Annotated in this window: 27 protein-coding genes; 11 read left to right on the top strand and 16 right to left on the bottom strand. The window is 65.8% G+C overall.

Features of this window, described 5'->3' with window-relative positions; genetic code table 11:
• Nucleotide 1 precedes the first annotated feature (1 nt).
• On the top strand, nt 2-1,645 hold the full coding sequence (locus GRX03_RS02660; protein WP_159762634.1) for a sensor histidine kinase: 1,644 nt from the start codon (nt 2-4) through the stop codon (nt 1,643-1,645).
• Here GRX03_RS02660 and GRX03_RS02655 read toward each other — a convergent pair whose 3' ends face one another.
• Together GRX03_RS02655 and GRX03_RS16490 are read right to left on the bottom strand one after the other, a co-directional pair.
• Nucleotides 1,646-2,485: a BKACE family enzyme gene (locus tag GRX03_RS02655; RefSeq protein WP_159762633.1), complete on the bottom strand. Its 840-nt coding sequence runs from the start codon at nt 2,483-2,485 to the stop codon at nt 1,646-1,648.
• The gene (locus GRX03_RS16490; RefSeq protein WP_201289160.1) at nt 2,482-2,646 is read right to left on the bottom strand and encodes a hypothetical protein; all 165 of its coding nucleotides are present in this window, start codon (nt 2,644-2,646) and stop codon (nt 2,482-2,484) included. Before GRX03_RS16490 ends, GRX03_RS02655 begins: the two co-directional genes overlap by 4 nt.
• 97 nt (nt 2,647-2,743) lie before the next feature.
• Between GRX03_RS16490 and GRX03_RS02650 the strand changes: the two genes are divergently transcribed.
• Nucleotides 2,744-3,475 carry a GNAT family N-acetyltransferase gene (locus tag GRX03_RS02650; RefSeq protein ID WP_159762632.1) on the top strand — a complete coding sequence of 244 codons (732 nt, stop codon included), beginning with the start codon at nt 2,744-2,746 and terminating at the stop codon, nt 3,473-3,475.
• 5 nt (nt 3,476-3,480) lie between these two features.
• On the opposite strand, the gene GRX03_RS02645 is transcribed toward GRX03_RS02650, so the two are convergent.
• Both GRX03_RS02645 and GRX03_RS02640 read right to left on the bottom strand, forming a co-directional pair.
• Nucleotides 3,481-5,211 carry a helicase C-terminal domain-containing protein gene (locus GRX03_RS02645; RefSeq protein ID WP_368277906.1) on the bottom strand — a complete coding sequence of 577 codons (1,731 nt, stop codon included), beginning with the start codon at nt 5,209-5,211 and terminating at the stop codon, nt 3,481-3,483.
• A 194-nt stretch (nt 5,212-5,405) separates the two neighbouring features.
• The gene (locus GRX03_RS02640) at nt 5,406-6,080 is read right to left on the bottom strand and encodes an MBL fold metallo-hydrolase (RefSeq protein WP_159762631.1); all 675 of its coding nucleotides are present in this window, start codon (nt 6,078-6,080) and stop codon (nt 5,406-5,408) included.
• A gap of 104 nt (nt 6,081-6,184) precedes the next feature.
• On the opposite strand from GRX03_RS02640, the gene GRX03_RS02635 reads away from it, so the two are divergent.
• Complete coding sequence (locus tag GRX03_RS02635; RefSeq protein ID WP_159762630.1) at nt 6,185-6,727, top strand: GNAT family N-acetyltransferase; 543 nt, start codon at nt 6,185-6,187, stop codon at nt 6,725-6,727.
• Here the strand turns inward: GRX03_RS02635 and GRX03_RS02630 are convergent, their stop codons facing one another.
• The 7 genes from GRX03_RS02630 to GRX03_RS16485 form a co-directional block, all read right to left on the bottom strand.
• Nucleotides 6,728-7,063: a ferredoxin gene (locus GRX03_RS02630; protein ID WP_159762629.1), complete on the bottom strand. Its 336-nt coding sequence runs from the start codon at nt 7,061-7,063 to the stop codon at nt 6,728-6,730.
• The gene (locus tag GRX03_RS02625; protein ID WP_159762628.1) at nt 7,063-7,575 is read right to left on the bottom strand and encodes a peptidylprolyl isomerase; all 513 of its coding nucleotides are present in this window, start codon (nt 7,573-7,575) and stop codon (nt 7,063-7,065) included. The genes GRX03_RS02630 and GRX03_RS02625 overlap by 1 nt, the downstream gene beginning before the upstream one ends.
• Before the next feature lie 50 nt (nt 7,576-7,625).
• Entirely contained in the window at nt 7,626-8,906 is a 1,281-nt protein-coding gene (locus GRX03_RS02620; protein WP_159762627.1) for a PH domain-containing protein, read from the bottom strand.
• An 89-nt stretch (nt 8,907-8,995) separates the two neighbouring features.
• Entirely contained in the window at nt 8,996-9,970 is a 975-nt protein-coding gene (twy1, locus tag GRX03_RS02615; RefSeq protein ID WP_159762626.1) for a 4-demethylwyosine synthase TYW1, read from the bottom strand.
• Nucleotides 9,971-10,017: 47 nt separating this feature from the next.
• Nucleotides 10,018-10,305 (bottom strand): hypothetical protein, encoded by a 288-nt coding sequence (locus tag GRX03_RS02610; protein ID WP_159762625.1) that lies wholly within the window; start codon nt 10,303-10,305, stop codon nt 10,018-10,020.
• Nucleotides 10,306-10,464: 159 nt separating this feature from the next.
• A complete protein-coding gene (locus GRX03_RS02605) occupies nt 10,465-11,013 on the bottom strand; it encodes an HIT family protein (protein ID WP_159762624.1) in 549 nt (182 codons plus the stop codon).
• A gap of 86 nt (nt 11,014-11,099) precedes the next feature.
• Entirely contained in the window at nt 11,100-11,276 is a 177-nt protein-coding gene (locus GRX03_RS16485; RefSeq protein ID WP_201289159.1) for a hypothetical protein, read from the bottom strand.
• Between the two features lie 306 nt (nt 11,277-11,582).
• Here GRX03_RS16485 and GRX03_RS02600 point away from each other — a divergent pair, with 306 nt between their 5' ends.
• Nucleotides 11,583-11,783: a DUF7835 family putative zinc beta-ribbon protein gene (locus tag GRX03_RS02600; RefSeq protein WP_159762623.1), complete on the top strand. Its 201-nt coding sequence runs from the start codon at nt 11,583-11,585 to the stop codon at nt 11,781-11,783.
• Nucleotides 11,784-11,789: 6 nt separating this feature from the next.
• On the opposite strand, the gene map is transcribed toward GRX03_RS02600, so the two are convergent.
• Together map and GRX03_RS02590 are read right to left on the bottom strand one after the other, a co-directional pair.
• A complete protein-coding gene (gene map, locus GRX03_RS02595; protein WP_159762622.1) occupies nt 11,790-12,680 on the bottom strand; it encodes a type II methionyl aminopeptidase in 891 nt (296 codons plus the stop codon).
• Between the two features lie 31 nt (nt 12,681-12,711).
• Nucleotides 12,712-13,569: an isoaspartyl peptidase/L-asparaginase gene (locus GRX03_RS02590; RefSeq protein ID WP_159762621.1), complete on the bottom strand. Its 858-nt coding sequence runs from the start codon at nt 13,567-13,569 to the stop codon at nt 12,712-12,714.
• A gap of 149 nt (nt 13,570-13,718) precedes the next feature.
• On the opposite strand from GRX03_RS02590, the gene icd reads away from it, so the two are divergent.
• The 7 genes from icd (at nt 13,719) to GRX03_RS02560 (ending at nt 22,837) form a co-directional block, all read left to right on the top strand.
• On the top strand, nt 13,719-14,981 hold the full coding sequence (gene icd / locus GRX03_RS02585) for an isocitrate dehydrogenase (NADP(+)) (RefSeq protein WP_159762620.1): 1,263 nt from the start codon (nt 13,719-13,721) through the stop codon (nt 14,979-14,981).
• Between the two features lie 273 nt (nt 14,982-15,254).
• Nucleotides 15,255-15,386, top strand: coding sequence for a hypothetical protein (locus GRX03_RS16845; RefSeq protein ID WP_267902752.1), 132 nt, complete (start codon nt 15,255-15,257; stop codon nt 15,384-15,386).
• A gap of 187 nt (nt 15,387-15,573) precedes the next feature.
• Complete coding sequence (locus GRX03_RS02580; RefSeq protein ID WP_159762619.1) at nt 15,574-16,650, top strand: lysylphosphatidylglycerol synthase transmembrane domain-containing protein; 1,077 nt, start codon at nt 15,574-15,576, stop codon at nt 16,648-16,650.
• A gap of 23 nt (nt 16,651-16,673) precedes the next feature.
• A complete protein-coding gene (locus GRX03_RS02575) occupies nt 16,674-17,837 on the top strand; it encodes an alpha-1 4-glucan-protein synthase (RefSeq protein ID WP_159762618.1) in 1,164 nt (387 codons plus the stop codon).
• A gap of 39 nt (nt 17,838-17,876) precedes the next feature.
• Nucleotides 17,877-19,055, top strand: a complete 1,179-nt coding sequence (locus GRX03_RS02570; RefSeq protein WP_159762617.1) for an extracellular solute-binding protein — start codon at nt 17,877-17,879, stop codon at nt 19,053-19,055.
• A gap of 25 nt (nt 19,056-19,080) precedes the next feature.
• Nucleotides 19,081-20,745, top strand: coding sequence for an ABC transporter permease (locus GRX03_RS02565; protein ID WP_159762616.1), 1,665 nt, complete (start codon nt 19,081-19,083; stop codon nt 20,743-20,745).
• A 34-nt stretch (nt 20,746-20,779) separates the two neighbouring features.
• A complete protein-coding gene (locus GRX03_RS02560; protein ID WP_159762615.1) occupies nt 20,780-22,837 on the top strand; it encodes an ArnT family glycosyltransferase in 2,058 nt (685 codons plus the stop codon).
• Between the two features lie 6 nt (nt 22,838-22,843).
• Here the strand turns inward: GRX03_RS02560 and GRX03_RS02555 are convergent, their stop codons facing one another.
• The 3 genes from GRX03_RS02555 to GRX03_RS02545 all read right to left on the bottom strand — a co-directional run bounded on the left by GRX03_RS02555 (nt 22,844) and on the right by GRX03_RS02545 (nt 25,793).
• The gene (locus GRX03_RS02555) at nt 22,844-23,491 is read right to left on the bottom strand and encodes a dolichyl-phosphate hexose transferase (RefSeq protein WP_233739819.1); all 648 of its coding nucleotides are present in this window, start codon (nt 23,489-23,491) and stop codon (nt 22,844-22,846) included.
• 173 nt (nt 23,492-23,664) lie between these two features.
• Entirely contained in the window at nt 23,665-25,251 is a 1,587-nt protein-coding gene (locus GRX03_RS02550; protein WP_159762613.1) for a GMC family oxidoreductase, read from the bottom strand.
• Nucleotides 25,248-25,793, bottom strand: coding sequence for a gluconate 2-dehydrogenase subunit 3 family protein (locus GRX03_RS02545; protein ID WP_159762612.1), 546 nt, complete (start codon nt 25,791-25,793; stop codon nt 25,248-25,250). Before GRX03_RS02545 ends, GRX03_RS02550 begins: the two co-directional genes overlap by 4 nt.
• Nucleotides 25,794-25,807: the final 14 nt, after the last annotated feature.

Here is a 25,807-nt window from a genome sequence, read left to right as displayed (position 1 = left end):
AATGACCACCCCGCTCGATACCGCTCTGTTCGGTATCGCGTTTCTGTCGGGAGTCCTCCTCTGTACGCTCGGTGCGTACTGCAACCGCAGGTGGGACGAGCCAGGGGTCACTGCGTTCGGGATGTTCACCCTGTTGCTCGGGATCGGCGCGGTCGTCGGCGGAGCGGTCGGAATGGCCTTCGGCGCGTCCGGGCCCAGCAGAGGGCCCCCGCTGTGGTCCGACATCGCGTTTCTGTCGTGGGCGTTCGCCATGTTGCCGTGGCTGGTCTTCGCTCTTGAGTACACCGGCACCTACACCCGACTGCGCCGGCGGACGGTCGCGTTGCTGTCGCTCCCGCTCGTCGGAGTCACCGGACTGGTCTTCGTCTCCGTGTTCAATCTACCGGTGGACGGTGTCATCCTGCAGACGATCGGATCGCTGGCGACCGTACACGTCTTTTTCCTGTTGATCATCGGGATCTATCTGGTCGTCCGGACGACCCACGAGTACGGCCACCTCTCGCTCGGACAGGGTATCGTCCTCGGGACGGCCGCGATCAGCCCCCTGTTCATCCTCAACATCACGCCGACGCTGTTGGAGGACGTGGGGCTGACCGCCGCGGCGACAGGATACGCCGTCGGCTTTCTGTTTCCCGCCGGGTTGCTCGTGTTCGCCCTGTTCGGCTTCGAGATATTCGAGTCGACGCCGGCGGCCGGGACCGTCGGTGAACAGGCCATCGCCCGGGAGACGGACGACCTGATCTTCGTCGTCGACGACAACGAGCGGGTGATCAAGCTCAACCCGAAGGCGGCCGAGGAGTTCGGCCTCAGCCGGACGGAGCCGCTGGGGAAGCCGATCAGCGACATCCTCGGCGTCACGCTCGAAGAGTTGCGCGGGATGGAGACCTACGAGCGCCGGTCGGGCGTGAGCAGACAGCAGTTCGACCCCGAGATTTCGAGTTTCACGGACCAGCACGACCGACAGCTCGGCTGTATCATCAGCCTCCACGACGTGACGGAACGGGAACTCCGGAAACAGCGCCTCGAAGTGCTGAACCGCGTGCTCCGGCACAACCTCCGGAACAACGTCGACGTGATCAAGAGCAACGCCGAAGTGCTCGCGGAGAACGGCCACGACGACCGGGCGGAGGCGATCATCGACTCCGCCGACGGACTCGCGGATCTGGGCCACAAGGCCCGCTCGATAGACCGGTTCGTCTCGCGGCGGATCCACGAGACCGAACGGGATCTGGTGGCCGTCGCCGAGGAGGTGATCGCGGATCGCTGCGAGCGCTCGGACAACGAGGTCGAGATCGAACTCGACGCGCCCGAGTCCGCGTCGCTGGTGACTGACTGGGAGGCGCTGACCGCGGCGCTCGATAGCTCGGTCGGCAACGCCGTCCGGTACGCCGACACGACCGTCGAGGTCGGGATCACCGAGTACGCGACCGGCTACCGGATCACCGTCAGCGACGACGGCCCCGGCATCCCCGACTCCGAACTCGCCGCGCTCGACGCCGGCTCCGAGACGCCGCTGCAACACGGCACCGGTCTCGGTCTCTGGCGGATCAAGTGGGGGATCAAGAAGCTCAACGGCACGGTCACGTTCACCAACGAGAGCGGGACGACCGTCCAGATGACCGTCCCGGACCGCAGCGTGTCCTGATCACAGGCCCAGGATGGCGCGGGCCTGCTCGGGCGTGGCGACCGGACGGCCGAGTTCCTCCGCGATCCGGACCGTTCGTTCGACCAACTGCTCGTTGGTCGCGAGTTCGCCGTCGTCGTAGTAGACGTTGTCTTCGAGGCCGACCCGGACGTGTCCGCCGAGAAGGATCCCCATCGTCGTCAACGGGAGTTGGTGCGGGCCGAACCCGAGGGTGTTGAACAGCGCACCGTCGGGCAGGTTCTCGACGGAATTGAGCAGGTTTGGCGGGGTCGGGCGGGTGAGCGTGCCGCCGCCGAAGATCAGCGTCGCGTAGACCGGCTCCGCCAGGTCGCGGCGGTCGAGCAGTCCGTGGGCCTCGTTGATGTGACCGTCGTTGAACAGTTCGAGTTCGGGTTTGATCCCCCGCTCGGTCATCTCCTCGTGGAGCGCGTCGACCATGCCGCGGGTGTTCTCGCTGGTGAGGTGATCGTAGCGGTTCAGCGGTCCCATGTCGAGCGAGGCCATCTCCGGCGGCGGACCGGTCCGCAGCGGCTGGTGGCGCAGATCGGCGGGCGCGCCCGTCCCCCCGGTCGAGTGCTGGATGATGATATCGCCGGTCCGGGCGCGGATCTCGTCGTCGATCTCCTGAAATCGCTCGGTCGAGAAGGACCGCTCACCGTTGTCCCGGCGGGCGTGGACGTGGACGACCGCGGCCCCGGCCTCCTCGGCGGCGGCCGCGGCCGCGCCGATCTCCGCGGGCGTCTCGGGCAGGTGCGGGGAGGTCTCCTTGCCGTGGACGCCGCCGGTGAGCGCGGCGGTGACGATCACCGGATCACCGTCCAGATACGACTGGTAGCTCATTGCTCGCGGTAGATCTCACAGTGGCGGTCGTGAGCCAGGTCGTACCGGTCGTTGCAGATGTCCGCGCGCATCGGCTGGACGAACTCCCCGGTGATCGTACAGTACGCGCGCTCGGTGTCGAACTTCTCGGCCTCGCGATAGGTCAGGTGTGGACAGACCATAGACAGCCTACTCGCGGGGCCGACAAATACGTTGGCCGGCAAACAGCCGGCATTTTTCGCCGGATGAATTAAGTACTATGATGTGGTATGACACACCATGGAAGCGTTAGAGAAACCGGAGATCAGCCACGACGACAGGCGAGACGTCTACGAGTACGTCGAACGAGAGGGGGCGACGCGCCCGGGGAGCGTCCGGCGCGCGCTGGGGATGGAGAAACGACAGTTCGGCCACCACGTCGCGATTCTAAAGCGGGACAACGTCATCGAGGAGGTCGACGGAAAACTGCGGATCGCCTTCGACGCGGGCGATCGACAGGAATACGAGACCGAAGAGGTCTCCTACACGATCAGGCAGGCCCGCGAGGAGGATTTGACCGGACTGGTCGGGGCGATTCGGGCGGCGATCGGCAGCGGCGAGTACGTCAAAGCGGAGACGGTGGCGGACATCGTCGACAGCGAGGGCGTGCTCATCCGGCACAACGAGATCGAATCGCGGATGTTCTTCGTCGCCTGTGTCGAGGGTGATGTCGTCGGCTGGGTCCACCTGAAACACGTCGACCTGGAGAAATTGAAACACACCGCCGAACTCACCCTCGGCGTCTTGGAGGCGTATCGAGGCCAGGGGATCGGAAGCCACCTGCTCGAACACGGCGTCGACTGGGCCGACGATCAGGGTCTGGAGAAACTGTACAACGCGATTCCAGCGAAAAACCAGTCGGCAATCGACTTCCTGGAGGACCACGGCTTCGAGACCGAGGCGGTTCGAGAGGACCACTACAAACTCAACGGCCACTACATCGACGAGGTGATGATGGCCCGAGAACTGTAGCTCGCTCACTCGCCCCAGACGTCGGAGAGAGGGTGATCGTCGGCGTCTCGTTGCTCGCGTGATCGTCTGCTCGTCCGCTGTTTCCGTGTCGTCGTCTCGCCGCGTGCCGCCTCCGGCGAAAACTCCGGGAGATCCGGTCGTTCCATCGCCTCGACCTGTGCCTGAAACCAGTCCGGCATATCCGTCCGCGCTCGCTCGAACAGTTCGAGCAGCGAACTGTCACCGAGGTAGGTGTAGCCGTAATCGTCGGGGGAGCGAACGACCCGGCCGCAGGCCTGGATGACCGTCCGAAGCGCCGTCCGGTAGTACCACGCCCACTGGCCGTCTTCGAGTCGGCGTGCGACCCGGGAGTCGTTCGTGTTGGGATAGGGTGCCTTACAGAGGAGTTGCCAGCGGCAGAGATCACCCTCCAGGTCCAGCGCTTCCTCCATCTTGACCGAGAGAAAGACCGTCGGGTCGTCGCTGCGCTGCCAGGCGGCGAGTTGGCCGTCCCGGTCCTCGCGGTCGTGGCTACGAATCCGGGCGCCGACGCCGAACTCCTGCAACAGCGTTTCGAGTCGCTCCTGGATCGCGTATGAGTGGCAGTGGACCAGGCCCTTCTCCTCGGGGTGGTGGGCCATCAGGCGGACGAGCACCCGAGCGAGTTTCGGCAGTGTCTGCTCGCGGTGTTCGTAGGTCATCTTCCCCTGGGTCACGTCGAACAGCGGCCGGTGTTCCAGCGGGAAGGTGTGCGGCACCTCGACCATCCCGACGCGGTCGGTGTCGAGGCCGACGCCGGCGCAGAAGGCGTCGCGGCTGAGAATCGTCGCCGACAGCAGGAGGAACGTCTTCCCGCGGTCCCAGACCGTGTGTTTGAGATACCGCTCGGGGTTGACCGGCTTGATCGTCACCGGCGCGCCCGCGTCGCCGTGCTGGTCGACGACCCACGTCGTCGCGCTGTCGGGATCGCGGTACTCCTCCAGAAACCAGTTCAGGTCGGTCCGAAGCGTCGTCAGTTGGTCGCGTTTCTGGACCTCCTCCGGAGAGAGTTCGGCGTTGCCCCGCAGCGAGTCCAGCCCCCGGTCACAGATCGTCGTCAGGTACTCGGCGTACTCGGCGGCATCGTCAAGTCCGTCGATCTCGTCGGGTCGAACGTCGTCCCACGGGGGCACGGTCGAGGGGCCGAGTTCGATAGCGGCGTACATCTCCGCCCAGTCGCCCAGTCCGTGGGCCTCGTCGATGACCACCACGTCGCGCTGGCCGAAGACGTCCGAGCCCGCGGTCTGCATGAAGTACGCGAGCGTCATCGCCGCAATCTCGCGGTTGGCGGCGATAGATCGGTCCGAGAAGTACGGACACCGGTGTTTGACCTGGCAGTCGAACTCCCGCTCGCGGGCGCAGGGGGCCTGGTTGACCGGCGTGTCCGTCTCGCCGGGGAGGATACAGGAGTAGTTGTTCTTCCCCCGGATGATATTCAGGTCGTCGAGCAGCGGATCCCCGGCCACGTCGTCTAGCTGTGAGACCTGCGGCGTCGTGTAGAACGCCCCGACTGGCTCCTCCGGACCGACCTCGCTCGGGCGGGCGGCACACCCCGCGACGGCGCGGGCGAGCAGGGACTTCCCGCTGCCGGTCGGAGCGCGGACCAAGACGACGTCGTTGCCCGCCTCGAAGGCGTCTTTGATGTCCGACAGCGCCTGCTTCTGTGCGCCGCGGTAGGAGGGGGCGGGGAACTCCTCGAAGATACGCGAAGGCTCCACGGTCGTACTGCCCGCCGATCGGTCTTAAGTCCGTGGGTTCCCGGGGACGAGCGGTTTTAGCCGCTCGGCCCGTAGCCGGACCCGATGTCGAACGATCCCCTCCCCGAGCGCTCCCTCGAACGGCTCATGGCCATACTGGTCGTCGGTGCGCTCCTGTTCGTCGTCCTCGCCGGAGCGGTCGCGCTGGCGCTGATCTAGTACCCGGCCGCACACTCCCGGAGTCGGTCGTACCCGCCCTCGCGGAACGGCACGCCGTGGCCCTGGCAGGCGGCCTCGAACGCCGGCAGTTCGTCCGGCAGCGCTCGAAGCGAGTCACGAACGTCGTCGGTATCGTAGCTGATGACGTACGGCGAGGGAACGAGTTCGCCGTCGTCCTCGCGGACGAGATCACCCAGGATCCCCGTCGAGAGCGTTTCACTCGCGTAGACGGTGTGTCCGGGGGTGTGCCCCGGCGCGTGGTGTGCGGTGAAGCTCCCGATCTGATCGCCGTCTTCGATGGTCTCGACCGGGCCGTCCGGGGAGTCGACGAGCCAGCCGACGGCTCGCTGGAACGCGCCCTTGTGGTTGTTCAACGGCGGTTTGTGCTGGCCGACGAGGAAGGGATAATCGGCCCGTCCGACGTAGATCGGAGCGTCGAGGCCGTCGAGACGGGCGAGCGCCCCGACGTGATCGAGGTCGTAGTGCGTGAGCAGCACGCGGTCGACGGCCGCTATCGATCCTGCCACCTCCGCGACGGCCTGCTGGATCTCCTCGTGGTGCCACGGCATCCCCGCGTCGATAAGTGTCCACGTACCGTCGTCGTCGACGAGATAGGCGTTGACACCCGACAGATCGATCCACCAGACGTGTTCGCGCAACTGCCTGCACATACCCGCTAGTTGGGCCGAGCGGGCAAAAATCACCCCGGCAGTAGCGTGAGGCGTGATAGCACACGTACACTACCGTTTTCTGACAGGCCCGCGAGGGATGGTACATGCCCGGTCCAACGTTTATCGACGGAGCACAGGTGACACTGCGGACTATCGAGGAGGAAGATCTCCCCGTGCTACAGCGGTACGTCAACGATCCCGAGGTGTGGCGGGGAATCGGACGGTCAGATCCCGTCAACGCCGAACAGGAGCGGGAGTTTTTCGAGGACGTCGTCTGCGACGACGGATCGGTCCAGTTGCTCGTCTGTGCCGAGGGCGAGGCGGTCGGGACCGTCGGACTGGACCTCGACCAGCGGGCGGTCCAGAGCGGAGAACTGGGCTACTGGATCGCACCCGAACACCACAACCAGGGGTACGGGTCGGACGCCGCCGCCCTGCTCACCGAGTACGGGTTCAGCCAGCGAGGGTGTCACCGGATCGAAGCCCGGGTCTTCGAGTTCAACGACGCCTCACAGGCCCTACTGGAGAGCCTGGGCTTCAGGGAGGAGGGGAGACGGCGGGAGGCGACGTTTATCGACGGCGAGTATCAGGACATCCTCCGGTACGGCGTGCTGGCCGAGGAGTGGGAGGCCCCCGACGGGGTCTGACTACCAGTCGACCGACAGCGAGCCGTCGCCGTCGGGGTCCGGGGCGAGTTCCTCGCCGCTCTCGCGGTCGATGACGTGGATGACTCCGTCGTCCTTTTTCGCCGGGCAGACCTCCGCCGCCCGGACGTTGGCTTCGAGTTGGGAGTCGTCGATGAAGTAGCTGTTCGGGCTGGCGATGCCCGTCGAGAGATCCAACTCCCAGTTCTCCGAGACCTCGGCGCACTTGCCGGCCCCGATACACTTGTTCGCCTCGAAGATGATCTTGTACGGCTTCTCCTCGATCGGCGGCTCGTCCTCACCGCCGATCTCCGCGGGATCGATCGGCTCGTCGGCCATTAGTCGTGAATCTCGACGGATTCGAGCAGGATGTCCTCGGTCGGCTTGTCCTGTCCGTCGACGTCGGCCGAACCGATCTCCTCGACGACGTCCATCCCGTCGATCACTTCACCGAAGACGGCGTGTTTGTCGTCGAGATGCGGCTGGGCCGCCAGCGTGATGAAAAACTGCGAGCCGTTGGTGTTGGGGCCGCGGTTGGCCATCGACACCTTGCCGGGGCCGTCGTGGCGCAGATCCTCGTGGAACTCGTCGTCGAAGGTGTAGCCCGGTCCGCCCCGGCCCGTCCCCGTCGGGTCGCCGGTCTGGATCATGAAGTCGTCGATGACGCGGTGAAAGAGCACGTCGTCGTACAGCGGATCGGTCCGGGTCTCGCCGGTCTCGGGATCCTCCCACTCCTGCTCACCGGTCGCGAGTCCGACGAAGTTCTCGACCGTGTTGGGAACCTTGTCCTCGTAGAGTTCGATCTCGATGTCGCCCTTGCTCGTGTGCAGCGTCGCTGTCAACTCACTCATACCTAACAGGTCGGCGGCTGGCAGTAAATGGCTGGCGGTCGGCGTGACGGTTACCCGTCGACGTTGTACCGCTTGGCCCCGATCCGCTCCCGGTCCGTCGCGAGCGCGTCGGGGTCACCCGACCGGAACTCCCGGGCGAGTTGGAGGGCGGCTTCGAGCTGTTCGAGCGCCTCGTCGTACCGCCGTCGGGCCGTCGCCGGATCCCGTTCGCGGCAGTCGTCCCCCTCGGCTTCGAGATCCGCGGCGAGATCCGCCCGGCGCTCGATCAGCGTCCCGACGACGGTCTCGATCCGGGAGCGAAGCGTCTCGACGTCGCCGGAGAACTCCAGGTCGGTCCCCCAGCCAGCGGTCAGCGCATCGCGGTAGTGCTCGAAGGCCTCCTGCCAGGCCTCGACCTCGACGGCCAGTTTGTCGGTCCCTTCGGCCCGCTCGCAGGCCTGGCGGGCGAGCGCCCTGGGTCGGACTTCGAGGTGTGACAGACGCGTTTCGAGGGTCTCCAGTTTCGCGTCGATCTCCGCCGGTTCGGTCACGTCGCCGCTGCGCGCGATCGACGCGGCGGTTTCGAGATGATCCCGCGCGTACCAGAAGCTCCGGTAGGCCCGCGTGTACTCCCTGGCGTCGGTGTAGTGCGTCCCCTCGGTGATCAGTGTCTCCGCACGGGCGATGCGCGTGCGGATCTCAGTGCGGTCGCGTTCGCGCTCGGCCGCCGCGATTTTCGTCTCCAGGGCGGTCGGCGGTTCGATGTCGAACCGGGCGAGATACTCCCTGCTCCGGTCGATCTTGGCCGTCGCCGCCTCCCGTTTCTCCCTGGCGGCTTCGAGGTCCCCCGCCTCGATCCGCTCGCCCATCTCCGCGGTCCGGTCGGCGGCGTCCTCCAGGACCGCGATAACCCGGTCCCAGCACTCACTGGACTGCTGGAGGTACTGGACTGCGGCCCCGAGGTCGGAGGCGTCGGCAATCGCGAAGCGGTACTCGCCGGCACCCCAGACCTCGACGGTCAGCGTCGAACGCAACAGGCCGTCGTCGGCGTCGACGGACTTGAGTTCGGTGTAGGAGAGATCGATCCGCGAGGATTGGTCGGGCCCAGCGAGGACGAAAACGAGTTTCCGATCCGTGACGACGGCAAGCGCCGTTGCGTCACCCGCCACGGTCCGTTCGCGTGTCTGACCGTCCTGCTCCCGAACGATCGTTCCTTTCCCCGGCAACTGGTATTTGATCTCCTCCCCCGACTCGATGGAGCCGTCGAGCGCGTCGAGGACCGCCTCCTCGGGGTCGTCGGTAGAGCCGCCCGGGGTGAGCTTCTCTCGCAGGATAGTTCTGGTGAGTGACATAATCGCGCCCCTGTCTGGTCGTTGTGAGCGGTTCGGCGCAGACTGGTATAACGGTTCCCGAGCGTCCAATTTTCGATACTGATAGCTGTTCACTCGGCGAGCGGATCCCGGGCCCAGAACTCGGAGGTTTTCTTCAGTTTCGGCACCCAGGTGTCGTCGTCGAGGGCGAGCATCGCAACCCGGGAGGCGGGCACCTGTTTGAGTTCGTCGTGCGGGAGATACTGCCGCATCTCCTCTGCGAACGCGACGACATCCTCGTGGTCGGGCATCGAGTCGCGGTCGAGGCGGCCCCGCGAGTGGCCGACGTGCATGTAGGCTTTCAGTTCGACGAAATCCGCTCGGGCGCGTTCGCACATCGTCGCGTACCACTCGGGATGGTGCATGTTGTGGCCGTCTACCAGCGTCGTCCGGATCACCGTCCGGGTCTCGTCTTTCTCGGAGAGGACGTCGAGAGTCTCGATCAGTCGCTCCCAGGCGTCGTCCTCGACGGCGTTGACCGTCGACTCGAAGGTCTGTCGGTCCGGGGCGTCGACGGAGACGTACAGTTGAGTCGGGTCGCAGTCGGCGAGCACCTCTGGTCTGGTGCCGTTCGAGACGAGAAAGGTCGTGATGTCGCGGTCGTGGAACTCCTCGATCAGTTCGTCGAGATACGGGTACAGCGTCGGTTCGCCGTCCAGCGAGATGGCGACGTGGCGCGGTTCCATCGCCTCGTCGAACCGCTCGCGAGGGACCTCCTCGTTGCCCCCGAACCCGGAGAGCAGTTTCCGCTGCAGTTCGATCGACGCGTCGGCGACGGCGGCGGGGTCGTCCCACTCCACGTCACCGAGTTCGTAGGCGTGGCCGGCGTGGTCACGCCAGCAGAAAACACAGCGTTCGTTGCACTTGACGACCGGCGTCATCTGGACACAGCGGTGGGACTCGATGCCGTAGAAGATATTCTTGTAACACTTGCCCTCCCCTCGGAGGGCGTTTTTCGTCCACCCGCAGGTCTGGACGGCGGTGTGATCGTCGCTGTGGTAGCTGGGGTTGTCTACCTGTTTCGGGCCGCCTTCCGAGTCACTCATACATCGCCGTAGGAGGGTCCATCCAATTAACACCCACGGTAGTGGGGCTATTCGGTCGCAGCGTCGCCGTTCGGGTCGTCGCGGTGGTTGGTGGACTCGTCGTGGTCGGCGTGGGCCGACTCCTCGCGTCGGTGTTGTCTGGCACTCGCAGCGGCGTAGCCGGCGACGTAGCCGGCGGTTCCCCAGACGAGTCCGTTGACGGCGGCACCGACCGGCCCGCCGACAGAGCCCAGAACCGACCCGGTGAACCCGGTCGCGGTCGCCGTCTTCTGGGCGGCCTCTTCGGGGTCGTCGTCCAACCCGCAGCCGTGGGAACTGCTGTCACTGTGACGCATGTGTACACATACGACCGACCGATGAAAAATGGCTCGCACGGCCTGGGGGTGGGTGGCCTGTGCGAGACACAACGGGCGAGGGACTGGACCGTCAACAGGGTGCGTTCGACCGCACCGCAACAAACTATGTTCTCTCAGCGATAAATCTTCTCCCGAACATCAACGGGCGTCGACGCTGACGGCGCGCTCCGGGCGGTCGCTCGTGACACCGTCCTGAGCCTCGAAGGCCTCGTGAAGTCTGTCGTAGGTGTCCGTGACGGCCTCGACGATCACGTTCGTCTCCCCGATGGCGGGCATGAAGTTCGTATCGCCCTCCCAGCGGGGGACGATGTGGGCGTGGAGGTGATCACCGATCGACCCGCCCGCGGCGGCGTGGCCGAGGTTGTAGCCGACGTTGTATCCGTCGGGTCGGAGGGCCTCGTCCATCGCGTCGATTGTCCGCTGGACCAGCCGTTCCTTCGCGAGGAGACTCGTCTCGTCGAGGTCGCGGTACTCGCCGGTGTGTTCGTGTGGGATCACCATCGCGTGGCCGGGGTTGTAGGGGTAGTTGTTCAACAGGACGAACGCGTGTTCGCCGCGCGCGAGCAGGTTGTACTCCCGGTCGGAGCCGTCAGCGTCGGGAAGTTCACAGAAGACGCAGTCGTCGAACTCCTCGTTGCCCTCGCGTTCGACCCAGTCGATACGCCACGGTGCGAAGATCTGGTCCATATCCGGCGAAACGGCTACAGCCACTTCAACGTATTCGACGCGTGACCGACCACACCGGAAGGCGAGAGCAGTGCCGGTGAGACAGCTCACGAGTCGGCGGCGTAGTCGGGGTTGTTGTCCCCCCGTCGCGCGAGGACGACGCCCGCGACGAAACACGCGCCACCGAAGGCGAACAGTCCGATGCGAAGCGGCAGCGACTGGACGAGAATCCCCGCGCCGACCGACAGCGCGAAGACGATGTGAAGGATCGCCGTCTCGTTCATAGGCGTTCGAGGGGATTATCGAGTAAAAGAATCCCGGATTCCGGAGGACGAGGTGGAGTCGGCCCCGCGGCAGCCCCAATTCTCAATCGTGAGAACGGGTACCGGCGCAGAGCTACCCGCTGGTGAAGCTATAAAAAGATATCGGCCGTTCAGGGCTAGAACAGTCGAACCAGCGATTTCAGACGGCGAAAAAAGGCCTCATCGGAGGAGAAATCGGGAAAAGACTGATCTGGGAGCGAACTTTGTGATGAACAGACTCAACGATCTCGCTTTTTTATATCCATATAGGACAGAGAGGAAGGTACGATGGCAACGACAGACGAATCGGTCGCAGACATCACCGAAGAGTGCCCGCGCTGTGAACAGCAGACCCCGCACGAAGTGTCAGTCGAGATTCTCACAGAGAGTGGCAAACAACAGAACGCCGAGTACTCCCGGGAGCCGTACCGGGTCAGTACGTGCAGCGAGTGCGGTACAACGACAAAACGCCGGATGAACAACGCGTGAGCGGGATCAGCGGGTCGTGACTTCACAGCCGTCTTCGGTGACGATGACGGTGTGCTCTTTCTGGCTGACGTAATAGCCCGCCTGCTCTTTGAGCACCGGGTAGCCGTGGACGACATCCTCCTGTTTGAGACGGCGCAGCGCCATCTCCGGCCGAGCAACGTCGAGCCATCGGGTGGCGAACGGCAGCGTCCTGAACTCCTCGGTGATCTGTTCGAGGGCCTGCCGGGCCTGGCGGTCACGGATGGATTTGTCCGTCTCCAAGGCGAAAATCTCCTCCTCGCTGCCCTCCTGGACTTTGCCGCCGCCGTCGGTGGCGAAGGGTTCGATTGCCACCACGTCGCCGGCTTCCAGTGTCGTCCCCTGGGGAACCTTTCGGTTCGGAATGTTCGGCGTCGTGTGCTGTTCCCAGTGGCCGAGACCGTGGCCGGTGAGGTTGACGACCGGGTTGTAGCCGTAGCCGTCGATGGTCCGGCCGATAACGTCGCCCAGCGTCGCGGTGTCGATACCGGGTTCGATCATCTCGATAGCGGCGTTCAGCGCCTCCGCGGAGGCCTCGACGAGTTCGTCGTTGCCCGAGAGGTCGACGGTGATCGCGGAGTCGGCAAGCCAGCCGTCGACGTGGACGCCGATGTCGATGTTGATCATCTCCTCGCCGAACGTCGAGTCGTCGCCGATCCGCGGGGTGGCGTGGGCCGCCTCCTCGTCGACGGAGATATTCAGCGGGAAGGCGGGTTCGCCGCCGAGTTCCCGGATCCGGTTCTCGGCGAACTCGGCGACTTCGAGGTGGCTCGCCCCGACCTCGATCCGCTCGACGGTCTCCTCGCGGACGGTGGCGAGAATCTCTCCGGCCTCCCGGTGTTTCTGGTACTGCTCGGAATCGAAATCCACGTCGCTCATGAAACCGGGTTCGGGGCAGACAGTCAAAGTGTTACCGCTCTCGGGCGCTGGCGGTCTGCATCGCCTCGGAGTTGAACGCCGATCCCATCCGACCCGCGGAGTCGACCGCGATCACGCCCGCCTGCTCGCCGGTCTCGCTGCCGAACGCCCGGATCAGCCGGTCGGTCGCTGTCTGTGGGTCGTCGCCGTCGTCGATGGCGTTGGCGACCCGGCGGGCGAGCCCGAACCGAGCGATCGCCTCGCCGGCGCCAGTGGCGCTTACGGCCGCCTCCGTGCTCGCGTAGAAGCCGCTGCCGACCTGCGGAACGTCGCCGACGCGGCCGGCGAGGGCGGCCCATCGCCCGCCCGTGGAGGTCGCCGCCGCCAGTCGGTCGCCGTCGGTCGCGACTGCCCCGACCGTATCGGTGCCGCCGAACTGCTCGCGCACCCAGTCGAGTTGGTCGCGGACCCCGGCGCCGCTCCGATCCGAGAGGTCGGCCCAGCGGTCCCGGGTCCGGTCACACCAGAGGTCCCGGTCTGTCTCGACGCCGTGCGCACGCGCGAACTCGACAGCGTGATCCCCCGAGAGGAGGATGTGTGGTGTCTCCTCCGCGACCAGCCGCGCCACCTCGATTGCGCGTTCGACACCGGGCATCGAGCAGGCGGCACCGGTCGTCCCGTCGTCGAGCATGAACCCGCCGTCCGTCCGGATCACGCCGTCGCTCTGGACCGCACTGCCGACGCCGGCGTTGAATCGCGGATCAGACTCCAGCACCGTCACTGCGGCGACGACGGCCTCTGCGGGACTGTCCGGGTCGACGCCGGCCGCCGCGGCGCGGTCGAGCACGGCCTGTCGCTGTGTCGGTTCACCGGGACGGCTGCCGGCCCCGCCGTGGGCGAGCAGATGCATAGTTGATGATCGACCGACCCAGTAATAATTCCCACGACCGAATGTGTACCGCTGGCGGCGGTCACCGCCGGAACTTCAAGGAAAAACCATGACAAACCGTGGCGAAGAAAGCGGCATTACTTTACCCCCGCAAGGAGAACACCCGGTATATGGAATTCGAGCAAATCGAGGTACCCGACGAAGGCGAACGGGTAGAGGTACTCGACGAGGAAGCAGACGAGTTCGAGGTGCCGGATCACCCGATCATCCCGATTCTGTACGGTGACGGGATCGGAACGGACGTCGGGCCAGCCGCACAGAAGGTACTGACCGCCGCCGCGCAGGCGACCGGTCGAGACGTGAGCTGGATGCGGATCTACGCGGGGGAGAGCGCCCGCGAGAAGTACGGGGAGAACCTGCCCGACGACACCGTCAAGGCGATCGAAGAGTTCCGGATCGCGATCAAGGGGCCGCTCACGACGCCGGTCGGGGCCGGGTTCCGCTCGCTGAACGTCGCGCTGCGGAAGAAACTCGACACCTACGCGAACGTCCGGCCGACCTACCACCTCGAGGGGGTGCCGTCTCCGGTCACGAACCCGGAGCAGATGGACATGGTCACGTTCCGGGAGAACACCGAGGACGTCTACGCCGGCATCGAGTGGGAGGAAGGAACCGAGGAAGTCGAGCGGGTCCGGGAGTTCGTCGAGGAGGAGATGGGCTTCGACGACACGATCCACGAGGGAGCGGTCGGAATCGGCGTCAAGCCGATCACGGAGTTCGGGACGAAACGGCTCGTCCGCCGCGCCATCGACTACGCGCTCGAACACGACCGCGACTCGGTCACGCTGGTCCACAAGGGGAACATCATGAAGTTCACCGAGGGCCAGTTCCGCGACTGGGGCTACGAGGTCGCAGAGGAGGAGTACGGCGACGAGGTCATCACCGAGGACACCCTCTGGGAGGAGCGTGACGGCGAACAGCCCGAGGACGCCGTCGTCGTCAACGACCGCATCGCCGACAACATGCTCCAGCAGATTCTCACCCGAACCGAGAACTACGACGTGCTGGCGATGCCGAACCTCAACGGCGATTACCTCTCCGACGCCTGTGGCGCACAGATCGGCGGGCTCGGCATCGCGCCGGGCGCGAACTTCGGCAACGCCCTCTGTCTGGCCGAGCCGGTCCACGGCTCCGCGCCGAAATACGCCGGCCAGGACAAGGTCAACCCGACCGCGATCATCCTCTCCGGCGTGCTGCTGTACGACTACATGGGCTGGAACGACGCCGCACAGCTCATCCGCGACGCCGTCGAGGAGACCATCTCCTCGAAGAAGGTCACCTACGACCTCCACCGCCAGATCGAGGGCGGCGAAAAGCTCGCCACCAGCGAGTACGCCGAGGAAGTCGTCAACAACATCGAAAAGCTAGCCTAACCGCCCTTCCAGGCGCTGACGGCACAGCCGTCAGAAATCGAAAAACTCCCGTCTCGCCGCGGAGCCCGAAACTGCGAACTTTTCGTCTACCGTCACGAGGCAACCGCTGAAACCGACAGAGCCCCGACCGTCGGAGGTGGCCGATTCGCCGCGCCCGTAGTATGCTAAGTGTTACCATCTAGGTCCCACCGAGGGCCGCGGCCACCCTAACATTGTATAATCGATAATAGGAACATAAGGCTTTAATGTCATGGTTGTTAACGTCGAATCGTAATGCCTGAGTGCACAACGTGTGGGACGCGGATGAGCCACAACGACGAGACGACAAAACTCACCGAGTACGTCTGTCCGAGCTGTCACCAGACCGAAATCGCGTACAAGCCGTCCTACCGCGTAACGGCATAGAGGGGAATCGCTGGGGGCGACGTTTTTTACTGCCACGTTAGCGACAGCTCGACCGGACGATTCGAACGTCGGGATCGGGCACAGTATTTCGCCCGTCTCCGGTCGGACTTTCGATAAATCCCGGGACGAACCTCGGGAGTATCCAGTTTTAGGTGGGCTTAAATATTTGGAGCGGTCAGCGGTGGGTATGGAGTCGTCGGCCGAGGGAGACGCCAGCTACCTCACACAGCGGCGGCTCAGCCTGCTGGGGACGATACTGGTGGTGGTCGTCGGAGTCGTCGTCGCGTCGAGGACGGTCGATGGAGACCGCGTCGTCGACGCAGTTCGGCTGACGGACCCCCGACTGCTGGCCGCGGCGGTCGGGGTGTACGCGGCGTCGTGGCCGCTCCGCGGTCACCGGTACGACCGGATTCTCGGCGTCATGGGCCGGCGTTGCGGACGGCGGTTCCTCACGGCCGCGGTCTTCGTGAGCCAGCTCGCGAACCTCGTCGTGCCCGCGCGGGCGGGTGACGGGGTCCGGGCGTACCTGCTGAAGACGCGGCGGGACGTGGCCTACACCACGGGGTTGGCGTCGCTGACCGTCGAGCGACTCTTCGATCTGCTCGCGCTGGCCTGTTTCGGTGCGGTTGCGACCGGGTGGCTGGTACTCGACGGCCAGACGGTCGGGGGGGAGTCGAGCCCGACGATCCTCGGCGCGGGGATCGTCGCGGCGTGTGCGATCTGTGCGGCCGTCGTGCTCGTGGCCCTCGCCCGCAGCAGACGAGACTTCGGCGCGTGGCTTGAGAGTCGAGCGGAGGGATCGGCAGTCGCTCCGGTTGTCGACGCCGTCGTGAACTTCGGCGGGGACGTGCGGGTCGTCGCGGCCGACCCCCGAGCGATCGGTCGAATCGGCGTCGGAAGTCTCGCGGTCTGGGCGCTCGACGTGCTGACTGCGGTGCTGGTCCTCCGGGCCGTGACCGACGCCCTCTCGCCGTCGACGACCGCCGCCATCGGAACTCTCGCCGTAACCGTCGGGAACCTGGCGAAGGTGCTACCGCTCTCGCAGGGCGGTATCGGGCTGTACGAGGCCGCATTCACCGCGGTGGTCGTCGCCGTCTCACCGGTCGCCGCGGCCACCGCGCTCGCCGCCGCCATCGTCGACCACGCCCTGAAAAACGGCGTCACCGTCCTCGGCGGCGCGGCGAGCGCCCTCGCGCTGAACGTCTCCCCGACCACGGTGAGCGAGGAGCCGCCACAGCCGGAGGCCGAATCGTCAAATCTTTAGGTCTGCCTAAAAAATTGGGCCGTATGAGACAGCGGACAGGAGAGCAAGACATCTGTGTGATCGTCCCGACGATTCGGGAGTACGACTGCGTGCGGGCCTACGTCGAGAACGCCCGTGAACACGGGTTCGACACGTCGCGGCTGTTTTTCGTGCTGGTGACGGAGGACTTCTGCGAGACGGAGCAGATGGAGGCCATGCTGGACGACCTGGACGTCTCCGGGGCGGTCTTCGACGGGAGTCGCCGCGAGCAGTGGTACGAGGATCGGGACATCGAGGAGTACGGCCACGTCGTGCCGGCGGCGAGTCACGCCGAGACGAGTTTCGGCCTGCTGTACATGTGGGACAACCCTCGCTTCGAGTACGGCGTTTTCATCGACGACGACACCCTGCCACACGACAGCGACTTCTTCGGCGGTCACATGGAGAACCTCGCTTTCGAGGGTGAGATCGAGTCCGTCTCCTCGGACACGCAGTGGGTGAACGTCCTCTATCAGGAGGCGGAGGAACACGGGTTGTATCCACGCGGCTACCCGTATTCGGCGATGGACGAGACGGTTACGACGGGGACGGAGACCATCGAACAGGGCGATATCGTCGCCTCGCAGGGGCTGTGGACGAACGTGCCGGACCTGGACGCGGTGCGGATCCTGATGGACGGGGATCTGCAGGGACAGGCTCAGACCCGGACCGAAAAGGACGACTTCGGCGCGGATTTCGTCGCCGCGGAGGGCAACTACCTCACGGTCTGTTCGATGAATCTGGCCTTCCGGCGGGAAGTGATCCCCGCCTTCTACCAGCTCCCGATGGACGACAACGAGTGGGACGTGGGCCGGTTCGACGACATCTGGAGCGGCGTCTTCCTCAAGCGGGCCTGCGATCTGCTGGGCAAGCAGGTCTACAACGGCCGGCCGCTCTGTGAGCACAACAAGGCCGCCCGGTCCACCTTCGACGACCTGCACAACGAGGTCGCCGGTCTCGAACTGAACGAGCACATCTGGGAATTAGTAGACGAGGCCGGAACGGGCGCGGACAACTACGTCGACGCCTACCGCGCGATGGCCGACGCGCTCTGTGCGGCGGATACCGACGCGTACCGCAACGGCGAGTTCCTGCCGTACGTCGGCGAGCACATGCACGACTGGCTCGACGCGCTGAGCGCGCTCAAGCGAGTCCCGGCGGACGACTGAACCGACACATATAACCGTCATTTAGGCAACCCTAAAACAATGACCAACGAACGCGAACACAGCGACAGTCGAATCGGGCGGACGAACGGCACGAGACGCCGTCAGTTTCTGGCGAGTGCCGCGGCGGCGAGTACGGCGGGGCTGGCGGGCTGTTTCGGCATGCTAGGCGGGGACGACAACGGCGAAGCGCTCGAGTTCAGCATCTCCGATTTCCGCGGTTCGGGGCCGCTGGTGTCGGAACGGCCCGAGCCCGGCGGGACCTCGATCGCGGACCTGCCGGATCTCGAAGGCGAACTCGTCTTCTATCTCGGCGGCGGGGAGAGTGGGCTGTATCTCGACCTGATCGATCTGTTCGGTCAGATCTACCCGGACTTCGAGTACGAGTCCTCTCGCGGCTCGTCGAGTCAGCTCTCGAACCAGATCACCGAGGAGGTCGACGCCGGCGCGAGCCCAGCGGACCTTTTCCTCGCGGTCGACGCCGGAGCGTTGGGCAACGTCGCACAGAGCGACGCGGCACAGTCGCTGTCCTCGGAGACGACCGACCTGGTCCCCGCGGCGCTACAGGCCGAGGGATGGATCGGTTTCGCCGGTCGCGCCCGTGCGGTGCCGTACAACACCAACCAGCTGAGCGCCTCCGACATCCCGGACACGGTGCAGGACTTCCCCGGGACGGCGGCGCTCGACGGCTCGATGGGCTGGGCACCCACCTACGGAGCCTTCCAGTCCTTCATCACCGCGATGCGGCTGATCCGCGGGGAATCCGAGACGCGAGCCTGGCTGAACGACATGGTCAGCGCCGGTGTCGAGGAGTTCAACAACGAGTTCCTCATCTCCAACGAGGTGGCAAACGGCGCGCTCAACGCCGGCTTCGCGAACCACTACTACGCGCTGCGCGTCCGCAGCCAGCGTCAGAACGCCCCCATCGAACTGGCGTTCACCAGCGGCGACGCGGGCGCGCTGATCAACGTCTCCGGTGCGCAGATCATCGAGGGGGCCAGCAGCCCCGAACTCGCCGAGAACTTCATCCGACATCTCCTCTCGGCGGAGGCCCAGGAGTTCTTCGCGACCCGGACGTTCGCGTACCCGACGATTCCGGGCGTCGATCCCGTGGGTGGACTGCCGACCATCGACGAACTGAACCCGCCGGAGATCGATCTCGCGGAACTGGCAGACACGCAACCGACGCTCGAACTGTTGAACGAAACCGGAATCCTCTAACGAGCAGACGCCAAACTCCAGATGGATGGACGGTACACCGGAGTCAACCGAACGATCCCGTCGCCGTCGACTGCTGGCGCGACTCGACGACGGACGCCAGCGGCTACAGGCGATATTCGAGTCTTCGCGGCCGTTCGCGGTCGGGCTTGCCCTCCTGGCGACGCTGATCGCGCTGCTTCTGTTGACGCCGTTCGCGTGGCTGCTTCGGGAGGCAGGCGCGCTCGGCTTCGAGGAAATCACCGCGTTCGTCTCGAGCGCCAACACGCTCGACATCATCGTCAACTCGGTGGTGTTGACCGCCACCGTCACGGGCTGTTCGATCCTGATCGGCGTGCCGCTGGCGGTGTTGACCGTTCAGACCGACCTTCCCTTCCGGCGGTTCTGGACCGTCGTCGCGGCGCTACCGCTCGTCATTCCCAGCTATATCGGCGCCTTCGCCTTCGTCTCGGCGTTCGGTCCGCGCGGGGTCTTACAGGATATTCTCGCCCCGCTGGGTGTCGAACAACTGCCCGAGATATACGGACTGCTCGGCGCGACGCTCGTGTTGACGCTGTACACGTATCCGTACGTCTACCTGACGACGCGGGCGTCGTTGCTCGCCTTCGACGGGACGGTCGTCGAGGCCGCGCGGACGCTGAACCACACCCGGTGGGAGGCCTTTCGGCGGGTGACGCTGCCACAGATCAAGCCGGGAATCGCGGCCGGATCGCTCCTGGTGGCGCTGTACACGCTGTCGGATTTCGGAACGCCGCAGATCATGCGCTACGACGTGTTCACCCGGATGATCTACGTCTGGTACGACAACTTCGCGCTCGGACGGGCCGCCGTGCTCTCGCTTCTGTTGCTGGTGTTGACGGTCGTCATCCTGCGGCTGGAGTCGCGCATCAGCGCCAGCAACGAGGGGGCGTACGTCTCGAGCGGCGACCGCGACCCGAGTCGGATCAGTCTCGGCTACTGGAAGTGGCCGGCGGTCGGGTTCTGTGCGCTGATCGCCGGCCTCGGACTCGCGCTGCCGATCGGCATCCTCGTCATGTGGCTGCGCCGGCCCTCCCCGGGCTACGCGGCGGGCGGCTTCGAGTTCGAGTTCGGCTACGTGCTCAACTCGATGAGCGTCTCGCTCGCGGCGGCGATCATCTCTGTGGTGGTCGGCCTGCCGCTCGCGTATCTCTCCGCTCGGGGCGACTCCAGGCTGGCCTCGCTGCCCGAACGAGCCAGCTACATCGGCTACGCGACCCCGGGGATCGTCGTCGGTCTCGCGCTGATCTCCTTCGGGCTCCGGGTGGCGCTGTACAAGACGGTCGTTATCCTCGTGTTCGCGTACGTGATCCGGTTCGTCCCGCAGGCCATCGGAACGATGAAATCCTCGATTCTGCAGGTCGACCCCAAGTACGTCGAGGCCGCTCGGTCGATGGGCGATTCGCCGCTGCGGTCGTTCCGTCGAGTGGTGTTACCGCAGATCACCCCGGGGCTGGTCGCGGGCGGAGCGCTGGTCTTCCTGACGACGATGAAGGAGTTGCCGGCGACGCTCATCCTGGCACCGATCGGCAGCCAGACGGTCGTCACCTACATCTGGCAGGTCCAGGAAGCCGCATACTACGGTCAGGCCGCCGTGCCGGCGCTACTCTTGGTCTGTGTCTCGGCACTGTCGATGGTCGTCATCCTTCGGCAGGACGGCTACGACGGCACCTGAGCCACCGGGCGCTCGGAGAGGAGGTGAGAACAGTATGACGGCGACGGCCGACACCCGACTCGATCGACTGCGAGAGCGGTGCCGCTCGGAGTTGACCCGGGACCGACAGGCCACGTTGGTACTGGCGGTGCTGGCCGGCGTCGGCGTCTTTCTGATCGGGGAGGGCGTCTTCCCGCATCTGACGTCCAACCACGACGAGGCCGTCTATCTCCAGCAGGCGGAGATGCTGCTCGACGGGCAGTTGCGGATGTACCCACCCGTCGAGGAGTCGTTTCGGCCGTGGTTTTTCGTCGCCGAGGGCGAGGGAATCTACCCCAAGTACACGCCGGTCACGGCCGGGCTGTTCGCGCTCGGCGGTCTCGTCGGCTCGTATCGGCTCACGCTGGCCGTGCTGGCCGCGCTGGCCGTCGCGCTGACCGACGCCGTCGTCAGCGAGGTGATCGACGACAGAACCGGACTGCTCGCGGCGGGGCTACTCGTCGTCTCACCGCTGTTCGTCCTCCAGGCGGCGGTCTTTCTCCCGTACGTGCCGGCGTTCACGTTGAATCTGCTGTTCGCGTGGGCGTATCTTCGGGCCGACCGCCTCGACAGCGGACGGTGGGCCGCCGTCGCCGGGGCGGTGGTGGGGCTGTCCTTCTGGGCACGCCCGTACACTGCCGTGCTGTTCGCAACCCCGTTCGTCTGCCACGCGCTGTGGACGCTGCGGAGCCTCGACCGGGCGACGATACTGCGACAGGCGATCATCGCCGCGCTCGGCCTGGTCGGCGTCACCGTCGCGCTGAGCTACAACGCCGTCATGACGGGCGACCCCCTGCTGTTCCCCTACGAGGCCTTCGCCCCGCGGGACGGACTCGGCTTCGGTGAACGGGAAATCGCCGGCTACGACCGTGAGTACACGCCCGCGCTGGCAATAGAAGCGAACGCTCGGAACCTCTGGTACTATCTCACCCGGTGGGTGCCGGCCGCGCCGCTCGGGGGCGTGATCGCTGCGGTCGGCGCCGGCACAGTCCTCCGAGACACGACGCGACGGACCGATCCTCGGTTACTCGCAGTCCTCGGGACGGGGCTGACGATCACACTCGGAAACGTCTACTTCTGGGGGACGCTGAACGTCCTCGGTGAACTCGGCGACCCCAGCGACGGGCTCGTCGCCGTGCTCGGTCCGTACTACCACGTCGGACTGCTGCTGTCGACAGTGACACTCTGCGCGGTGGGGCTCAGGTGGCTCTGGTCGGCTGTCGTCGACCTCCAGCGACGGCTCGACGGCCCCGCCGCGCGGGCGCTCCCGACGATCGGAGTCGTCGCCGTCCTCGTCGTGGCGGGGGTGACCGCCGGAGCGGTCGCCGTTCCGCTCGCGGAGAACTACGAGACGACCCAGGAGTACGAAACGGCCTACCAGCCTTTCGAGGAGCAGTCCGTCGAGAACGGGCTGGTCTATCTGCCGACGCCGTACGGCGACTGGCTCAACCACCCGTTCCAGAAACTGCGCAACGACCCCGGCTTCGACGGGGAGGTGATCTACGCCCTCCAACACCGGGAGTTCGCGGTGGCAGAAGCCTTCCCCGAGCGGACGCTGTACCGGTACACGATCCGCGGCGAGTGGGCACCGTTTACCGGCCGGTCGGTCGCACCGCGACTCCGACAGATCGAACACGTCAGCGGCGAACGGGTGCGAATGAATCTCACGCTCGGCGTCCCGGATTCGGCGGAGGTAATCCAACTCCGAGCCAGCGTCGACGGCGAGGGCAACAGCACGACCGTCCGGATCAGCGAGGAAATCGAGGCGACGGTGGTCGCTGACGACGGCAGTATCGCCGTCCGTTCGTCCGCCTTCCGGCAGAATCTCACCGTCGCCCACGACGGCGAGAGCGACCTCCGGTTGGTCGGCTACGTCGGACAGGGTGGCCTCGGCGGCTTCGAGTACGTCGTCAGGCTGCCGCTGATCCGCGAGGAGGGGCAGTACCGGGCGCTGTCGCCGTATCTGGAGGTGTGTCGGGTCCCCTCGCGGTGTGGCGGCGAGTCCGCGTACGTGCCCGGCGAGCACCGCGACGGGATTTCGATGCGAGCGAATCTCTCCGTAAAAGGCGAGTGAGGACCGTCAGCGGAACCGTTCTTCGAGCGCGACCTTGACGATTGACTTGGCGATAGCAGCGCCGCCCTCGATGGGGTCGAGTTTCGTCTCGCCTTTGCGCTCGGCGTAGTTGATCGGGTGCTCGCGAACGTCGTAGCCGCGCATCACCGGTCGGATCAGCAGTTCGGCGGAGAGGCCGGTGTTCTCGGTCCACTCGATCTCTTCGACGAGTTCGCGGCGGTACGCGCGCATGCCCGTCGTCGTGTCGTGGACGCGGGTCCCCATCAGGACGCTCGCGCCGAGGGCGAAGAGGTGGTTGCCGAGTCGGTTGAACGCCGGCATCGCCTCGGCACCGTGGTAGAGACGGTCGCCGCTGACCACGTCGTACCCCTCGTTGATCAGGTCGAGAAACTCGGGGAGCTGTTCCATCGGGTAGGTATCGTCGCAGTCGGTCGTGACGACGATCGGTCGGTCCGGCGTGAGAATCGCCTCGCGCACGGCGACGCCGTAACCCTGCGGTTCCTGTTCGATCACCGTCGCACCGTGTTCGCGGGCAATCTCCGGAGTTCTATCGGACGACCCGTCGACACAGACGACCTCCGCTTTGCCGTCGGTGACCTCCTCGATATCCGTCAGCACCGTCTCGATCGCCTCCTCCTCGTTGTAAGTCCCCATCACGACACTCAGGTCCTCGAACGTGTACGGCTCGTCGTCGGCGACCGATTCGACGGCGGTAACGGATGGCTCCTCCTCTGTACCCGGTGATTCGTCCTCTGCTCGACTCATTGTGCTGCCTTGCTACTAGGGACGGTTAAGCGTTTAGGTCTGCCTAAATTAGTGTCGCCGCGTCAACTATCGAGCGAGCGGTCGATTGCGTCCGCGGTCCGGAGCGCGAGCGCGGCGATGGTCAGCGTCGGGTTGACCGCGCCGCCGGTCGGGAAGACGCTGCTGGAGGCGATCCAGCAGTTGTCGAGGTCGTGCGTGCGACACTCCGGGTCGACGACGCTGTCGGTGGGGTCGGTCCCCATTCGAGTCGTGCCCATGTGGTGGTAGGCGGGCCCGGTTCCGTCGGGACCGACCTGCCAGGTGATTTCCGCGTCGAGTTCGTTCAGGATCCGCTCCTGAATCCTGTTAGCCCGTTCGATAGTCCGCAGTGCGCGGTCGTCGACGGTCCAGTGAACGTCGGGCACCGGGTTGCCGTGGTTGTCGGTCTCTTCGCCGAGACCGACGTAGCTCTCTGCCTGCGGGCGCTGTTCGACCAGCGCGCCGATGCCGAGGTGGTTGCCGTAGTCCTCGCGGAGTCGGCCGAGCAGGTCGTCGCCCCACTCGTCGGCCGACAGCGCCGTCTCGACCGGGGACGGGCCGTCGTAGTTGAAGAATTCGAGTTTGATCGGCGCGAACTCCTCGTCGGCCTCGTCGTAGAACTGCTGTGAGGAACTCGTGTAGAAGCCGACGTGGTTCTGACGCGTCCGTTCGTCGACGACGCCGCCGGTCCCGGCGAAGAGGTGGTCCATGAAGTACCGGCCGACCGCGCCGCTCGTGTTGGCCAGTCCGTCGGGGTAGGTCTCTGACGCCGACAGCAGGAGGAGTCGGGGCGTCTCGACGCCGCCGCAGGCGAGGACGAACGCCTCCGCCTGCTGTGTGTGTTCCTCGCCGTCGGGGGTGGCGTAGACGGCCGCGTCGATCCGTTCGGGGCCGTGTTCGAGATACTGCACCGGAGCGCGGTCGATCACGGTCGCTCCGCGGCGCTCTGCGCTGTCGATGTGGACGGTAGCGTCGTACTTCGCGCCGGAGGGACAGACGGGCTGGCAGGTGCCGTAGCCGACACACTGGCTGCGCCCCTGGTAGGGCTCGGAGTTGCGAGCGTTCGGGACCGAGTGCATGTCGATGCCCAGACGCTCGCAGGCCTCGGCGAACAGCGAGTCGCTGTAGGAGGGCGGAAAGGCAGGCAGGGGATACGGCTGTTCGCGGGGCGGGCCGTAGGGGTTGTCGTCGGCCCCGGCGACGCCCAGTTCCCGCTCCGCCCGGGCGTAGTACGGGCGCAGATCCTCGTACTCGATGGGCCAGTCCGGGCCGACCCCACGGGCGCTGCCGGAATTGAAATCGTCCTCGTGGAGGCGCATCACCATCCCCTGCCAGTGCAGCGTCGAGCCACCGATGCCTTTCACGCGGGCGTGGTTCAGCGGGTAGAACCACTCGCCGCTGGCGTCGTGATCGTCGCGGGGACCGCCCATCTCCCACACGTCGGGGCGGTCGTAGTAGGGCCGGATGGCCCGCTCCTGGCGGTCGACGCGCTCGTCGGGGTCGAACCGCGGGCCGGCGTCGAGGACCACTACCTCGTAGTCGGCGGCGAGGCTGTCCGCGACGAGCGCGCCCGCCGGTCCCGCACCGATCACGCAGACGGAAGCGTCGGAGACGGGCGTTCGGTCGGTCATCTGTCGAGTGCGTCCGGGCCCTGCTGGTAGCTCTCGATGCCGCCGGGGTGGCCCTGCGGGTTCTCGATGCCGACGAGTTTCCCGCCGGTCGGTGAACTGTACAGCGCGAGCAACAGTTCGTTGACGAGATAGTAACGGACCCGCTCGGCCGTCGAGCCAGTCGGATCCTCGTCCGCGACGTCCGCGCCCAAGTTTTCGAGGGCGTTCTCACGGACGACTGCCGGGAGCGAGACGAACTGTTCGTCGTACCAGGTATCGGTGTGGTCGTCCAGAACCGCCACCGCCTCTCTGATCCCCGCGCCGTGGTCGTCGGTCGCCAGCCGCGCGCTGGCAAACTCCTCGACGAACGCCTCTCTTCCCGAGAGTTCGCTCGGATAGACGACCTCCGCGACCGCCTGCATCGTGTCGAGGACGTGCTCGTCAGAGGGGCTCGACGGCTCCGGGGAGTCGTCGTCGCGAAGACGGGAGTAGCCGTAGGCCGCGCCGCCGGCACCACCGATTGCGGCCAGCGCGGCGACGGCGTCACGGCGGGTCAGCTCCATACCCGGATTAGGTC

It is taken from the genome of Halovenus carboxidivorans, from assembly GCF_009831575.1.
In the GTDB taxonomy this organism is placed as follows: Archaea; Halobacteriota; Halobacteria; order Halobacteriales; family Haloarculaceae; genus Halovenus; species Halovenus carboxidivorans.
The sequence above is the reverse complement of the archived record's forward strand: the minus strand, read 5'-3'. Positions and strand labels throughout refer to the sequence as shown.

Excerpts from the sequence above, each read along its gene's own strand:
- GRX03_RS02625 (WP_159762628.1), bottom strand. The coding sequence starts at position 7,575 with ATGAGTGAGTTGACAGCGACGCTGCACACGAGCAAGGGCGACATCGAG.
- GRX03_RS02640 (WP_159762631.1), bottom strand. The coding sequence starts at position 6,080 with ATGTGCAGGCAGTTGCGCGAACACGTCTGGTGGATCGATCTGTCGGGT.
- GRX03_RS02610 (WP_159762625.1), bottom strand. The coding sequence starts at position 10,305 with ATGCGTCACAGTGACAGCAGTTCCCACGGCTGCGGGTTGGACGACGAC.
- GRX03_RS02555 (WP_233739819.1), bottom strand. The coding sequence starts at position 23,491 with ATGGGGACTTACAACGAGGAGGAGGCGATCGAGACGGTGCTGACGGAT.
- GRX03_RS16485 (WP_201289159.1), bottom strand. The coding sequence starts at position 11,276 with ATGAACGAGACGGCGATCCTTCACATCGTCTTCGCGCTGTCGGTCGGC.
- GRX03_RS02620 (WP_159762627.1), bottom strand. The coding sequence starts at position 8,906 with ATGTCACTCACCAGAACTATCCTGCGAGAGAAGCTCACCCCGGGCGGC.
- GRX03_RS02560 (WP_159762615.1), top strand. The coding sequence starts at position 20,780 with ATGACGGCGACGGCCGACACCCGACTCGATCGACTGCGAGAGCGGTGC.
- GRX03_RS02570 (WP_159762617.1), top strand. The coding sequence starts at position 17,877 with ATGACCAACGAACGCGAACACAGCGACAGTCGAATCGGGCGGACGAAC.
- GRX03_RS02650 (WP_159762632.1), top strand. The coding sequence starts at position 2,744 with ATGGAAGCGTTAGAGAAACCGGAGATCAGCCACGACGACAGGCGAGAC.
- GRX03_RS02660 (WP_159762634.1), top strand. The coding sequence starts at position 2 with ATGACCACCCCGCTCGATACCGCTCTGTTCGGTATCGCGTTTCTGTCG.
- GRX03_RS02655 (WP_159762633.1), bottom strand. The coding sequence starts at position 2,485 with ATGAGCTACCAGTCGTATCTGGACGGTGATCCGGTGATCGTCACCGCC.
- GRX03_RS02545 (WP_159762612.1), bottom strand. The coding sequence starts at position 25,793 with ATGGAGCTGACCCGCCGTGACGCCGTCGCCGCGCTGGCCGCAATCGGT.
- GRX03_RS02605 (WP_159762624.1), bottom strand. The coding sequence starts at position 11,013 with ATGGACCAGATCTTCGCACCGTGGCGTATCGACTGGGTCGAACGCGAG.
- GRX03_RS02550 (WP_159762613.1), bottom strand. The coding sequence starts at position 25,251 with ATGACCGACCGAACGCCCGTCTCCGACGCTTCCGTCTGCGTGATCGGT.
- GRX03_RS02635 (WP_159762630.1), top strand. The coding sequence starts at position 6,185 with ATGCCCGGTCCAACGTTTATCGACGGAGCACAGGTGACACTGCGGACT.
- GRX03_RS02630 (WP_159762629.1), bottom strand. The coding sequence starts at position 7,063 with ATGGCCGACGAGCCGATCGATCCCGCGGAGATCGGCGGTGAGGACGAG.
- GRX03_RS02575 (WP_159762618.1), top strand. The coding sequence starts at position 16,674 with ATGAGACAGCGGACAGGAGAGCAAGACATCTGTGTGATCGTCCCGACG.
- GRX03_RS02565 (WP_159762616.1), top strand. The coding sequence starts at position 19,081 with ATGGACGGTACACCGGAGTCAACCGAACGATCCCGTCGCCGTCGACTG.
- map (WP_159762622.1), bottom strand. The coding sequence starts at position 12,680 with ATGAGCGACGTGGATTTCGATTCCGAGCAGTACCAGAAACACCGGGAG.
- GRX03_RS02600 (WP_159762623.1), top strand. The coding sequence starts at position 11,583 with ATGGCAACGACAGACGAATCGGTCGCAGACATCACCGAAGAGTGCCCG.
- GRX03_RS02590 (WP_159762621.1), bottom strand. The coding sequence starts at position 13,569 with ATGCATCTGCTCGCCCACGGCGGGGCCGGCAGCCGTCCCGGTGAACCG.
- GRX03_RS16490 (WP_201289160.1), bottom strand. The coding sequence starts at position 2,646 with ATGGTCTGTCCACACCTGACCTATCGCGAGGCCGAGAAGTTCGACACC.
- GRX03_RS02580 (WP_159762619.1), top strand. The coding sequence starts at position 15,574 with ATGGAGTCGTCGGCCGAGGGAGACGCCAGCTACCTCACACAGCGGCGG.
- icd (WP_159762620.1), top strand. The coding sequence starts at position 13,719 with ATGGAATTCGAGCAAATCGAGGTACCCGACGAAGGCGAACGGGTAGAG.
- GRX03_RS16845 (WP_267902752.1), top strand. The coding sequence starts at position 15,255 with ATGCCTGAGTGCACAACGTGTGGGACGCGGATGAGCCACAACGACGAG.
- twy1 (WP_159762626.1), bottom strand. The coding sequence starts at position 9,970 with ATGAGTGACTCGGAAGGCGGCCCGAAACAGGTAGACAACCCCAGCTAC.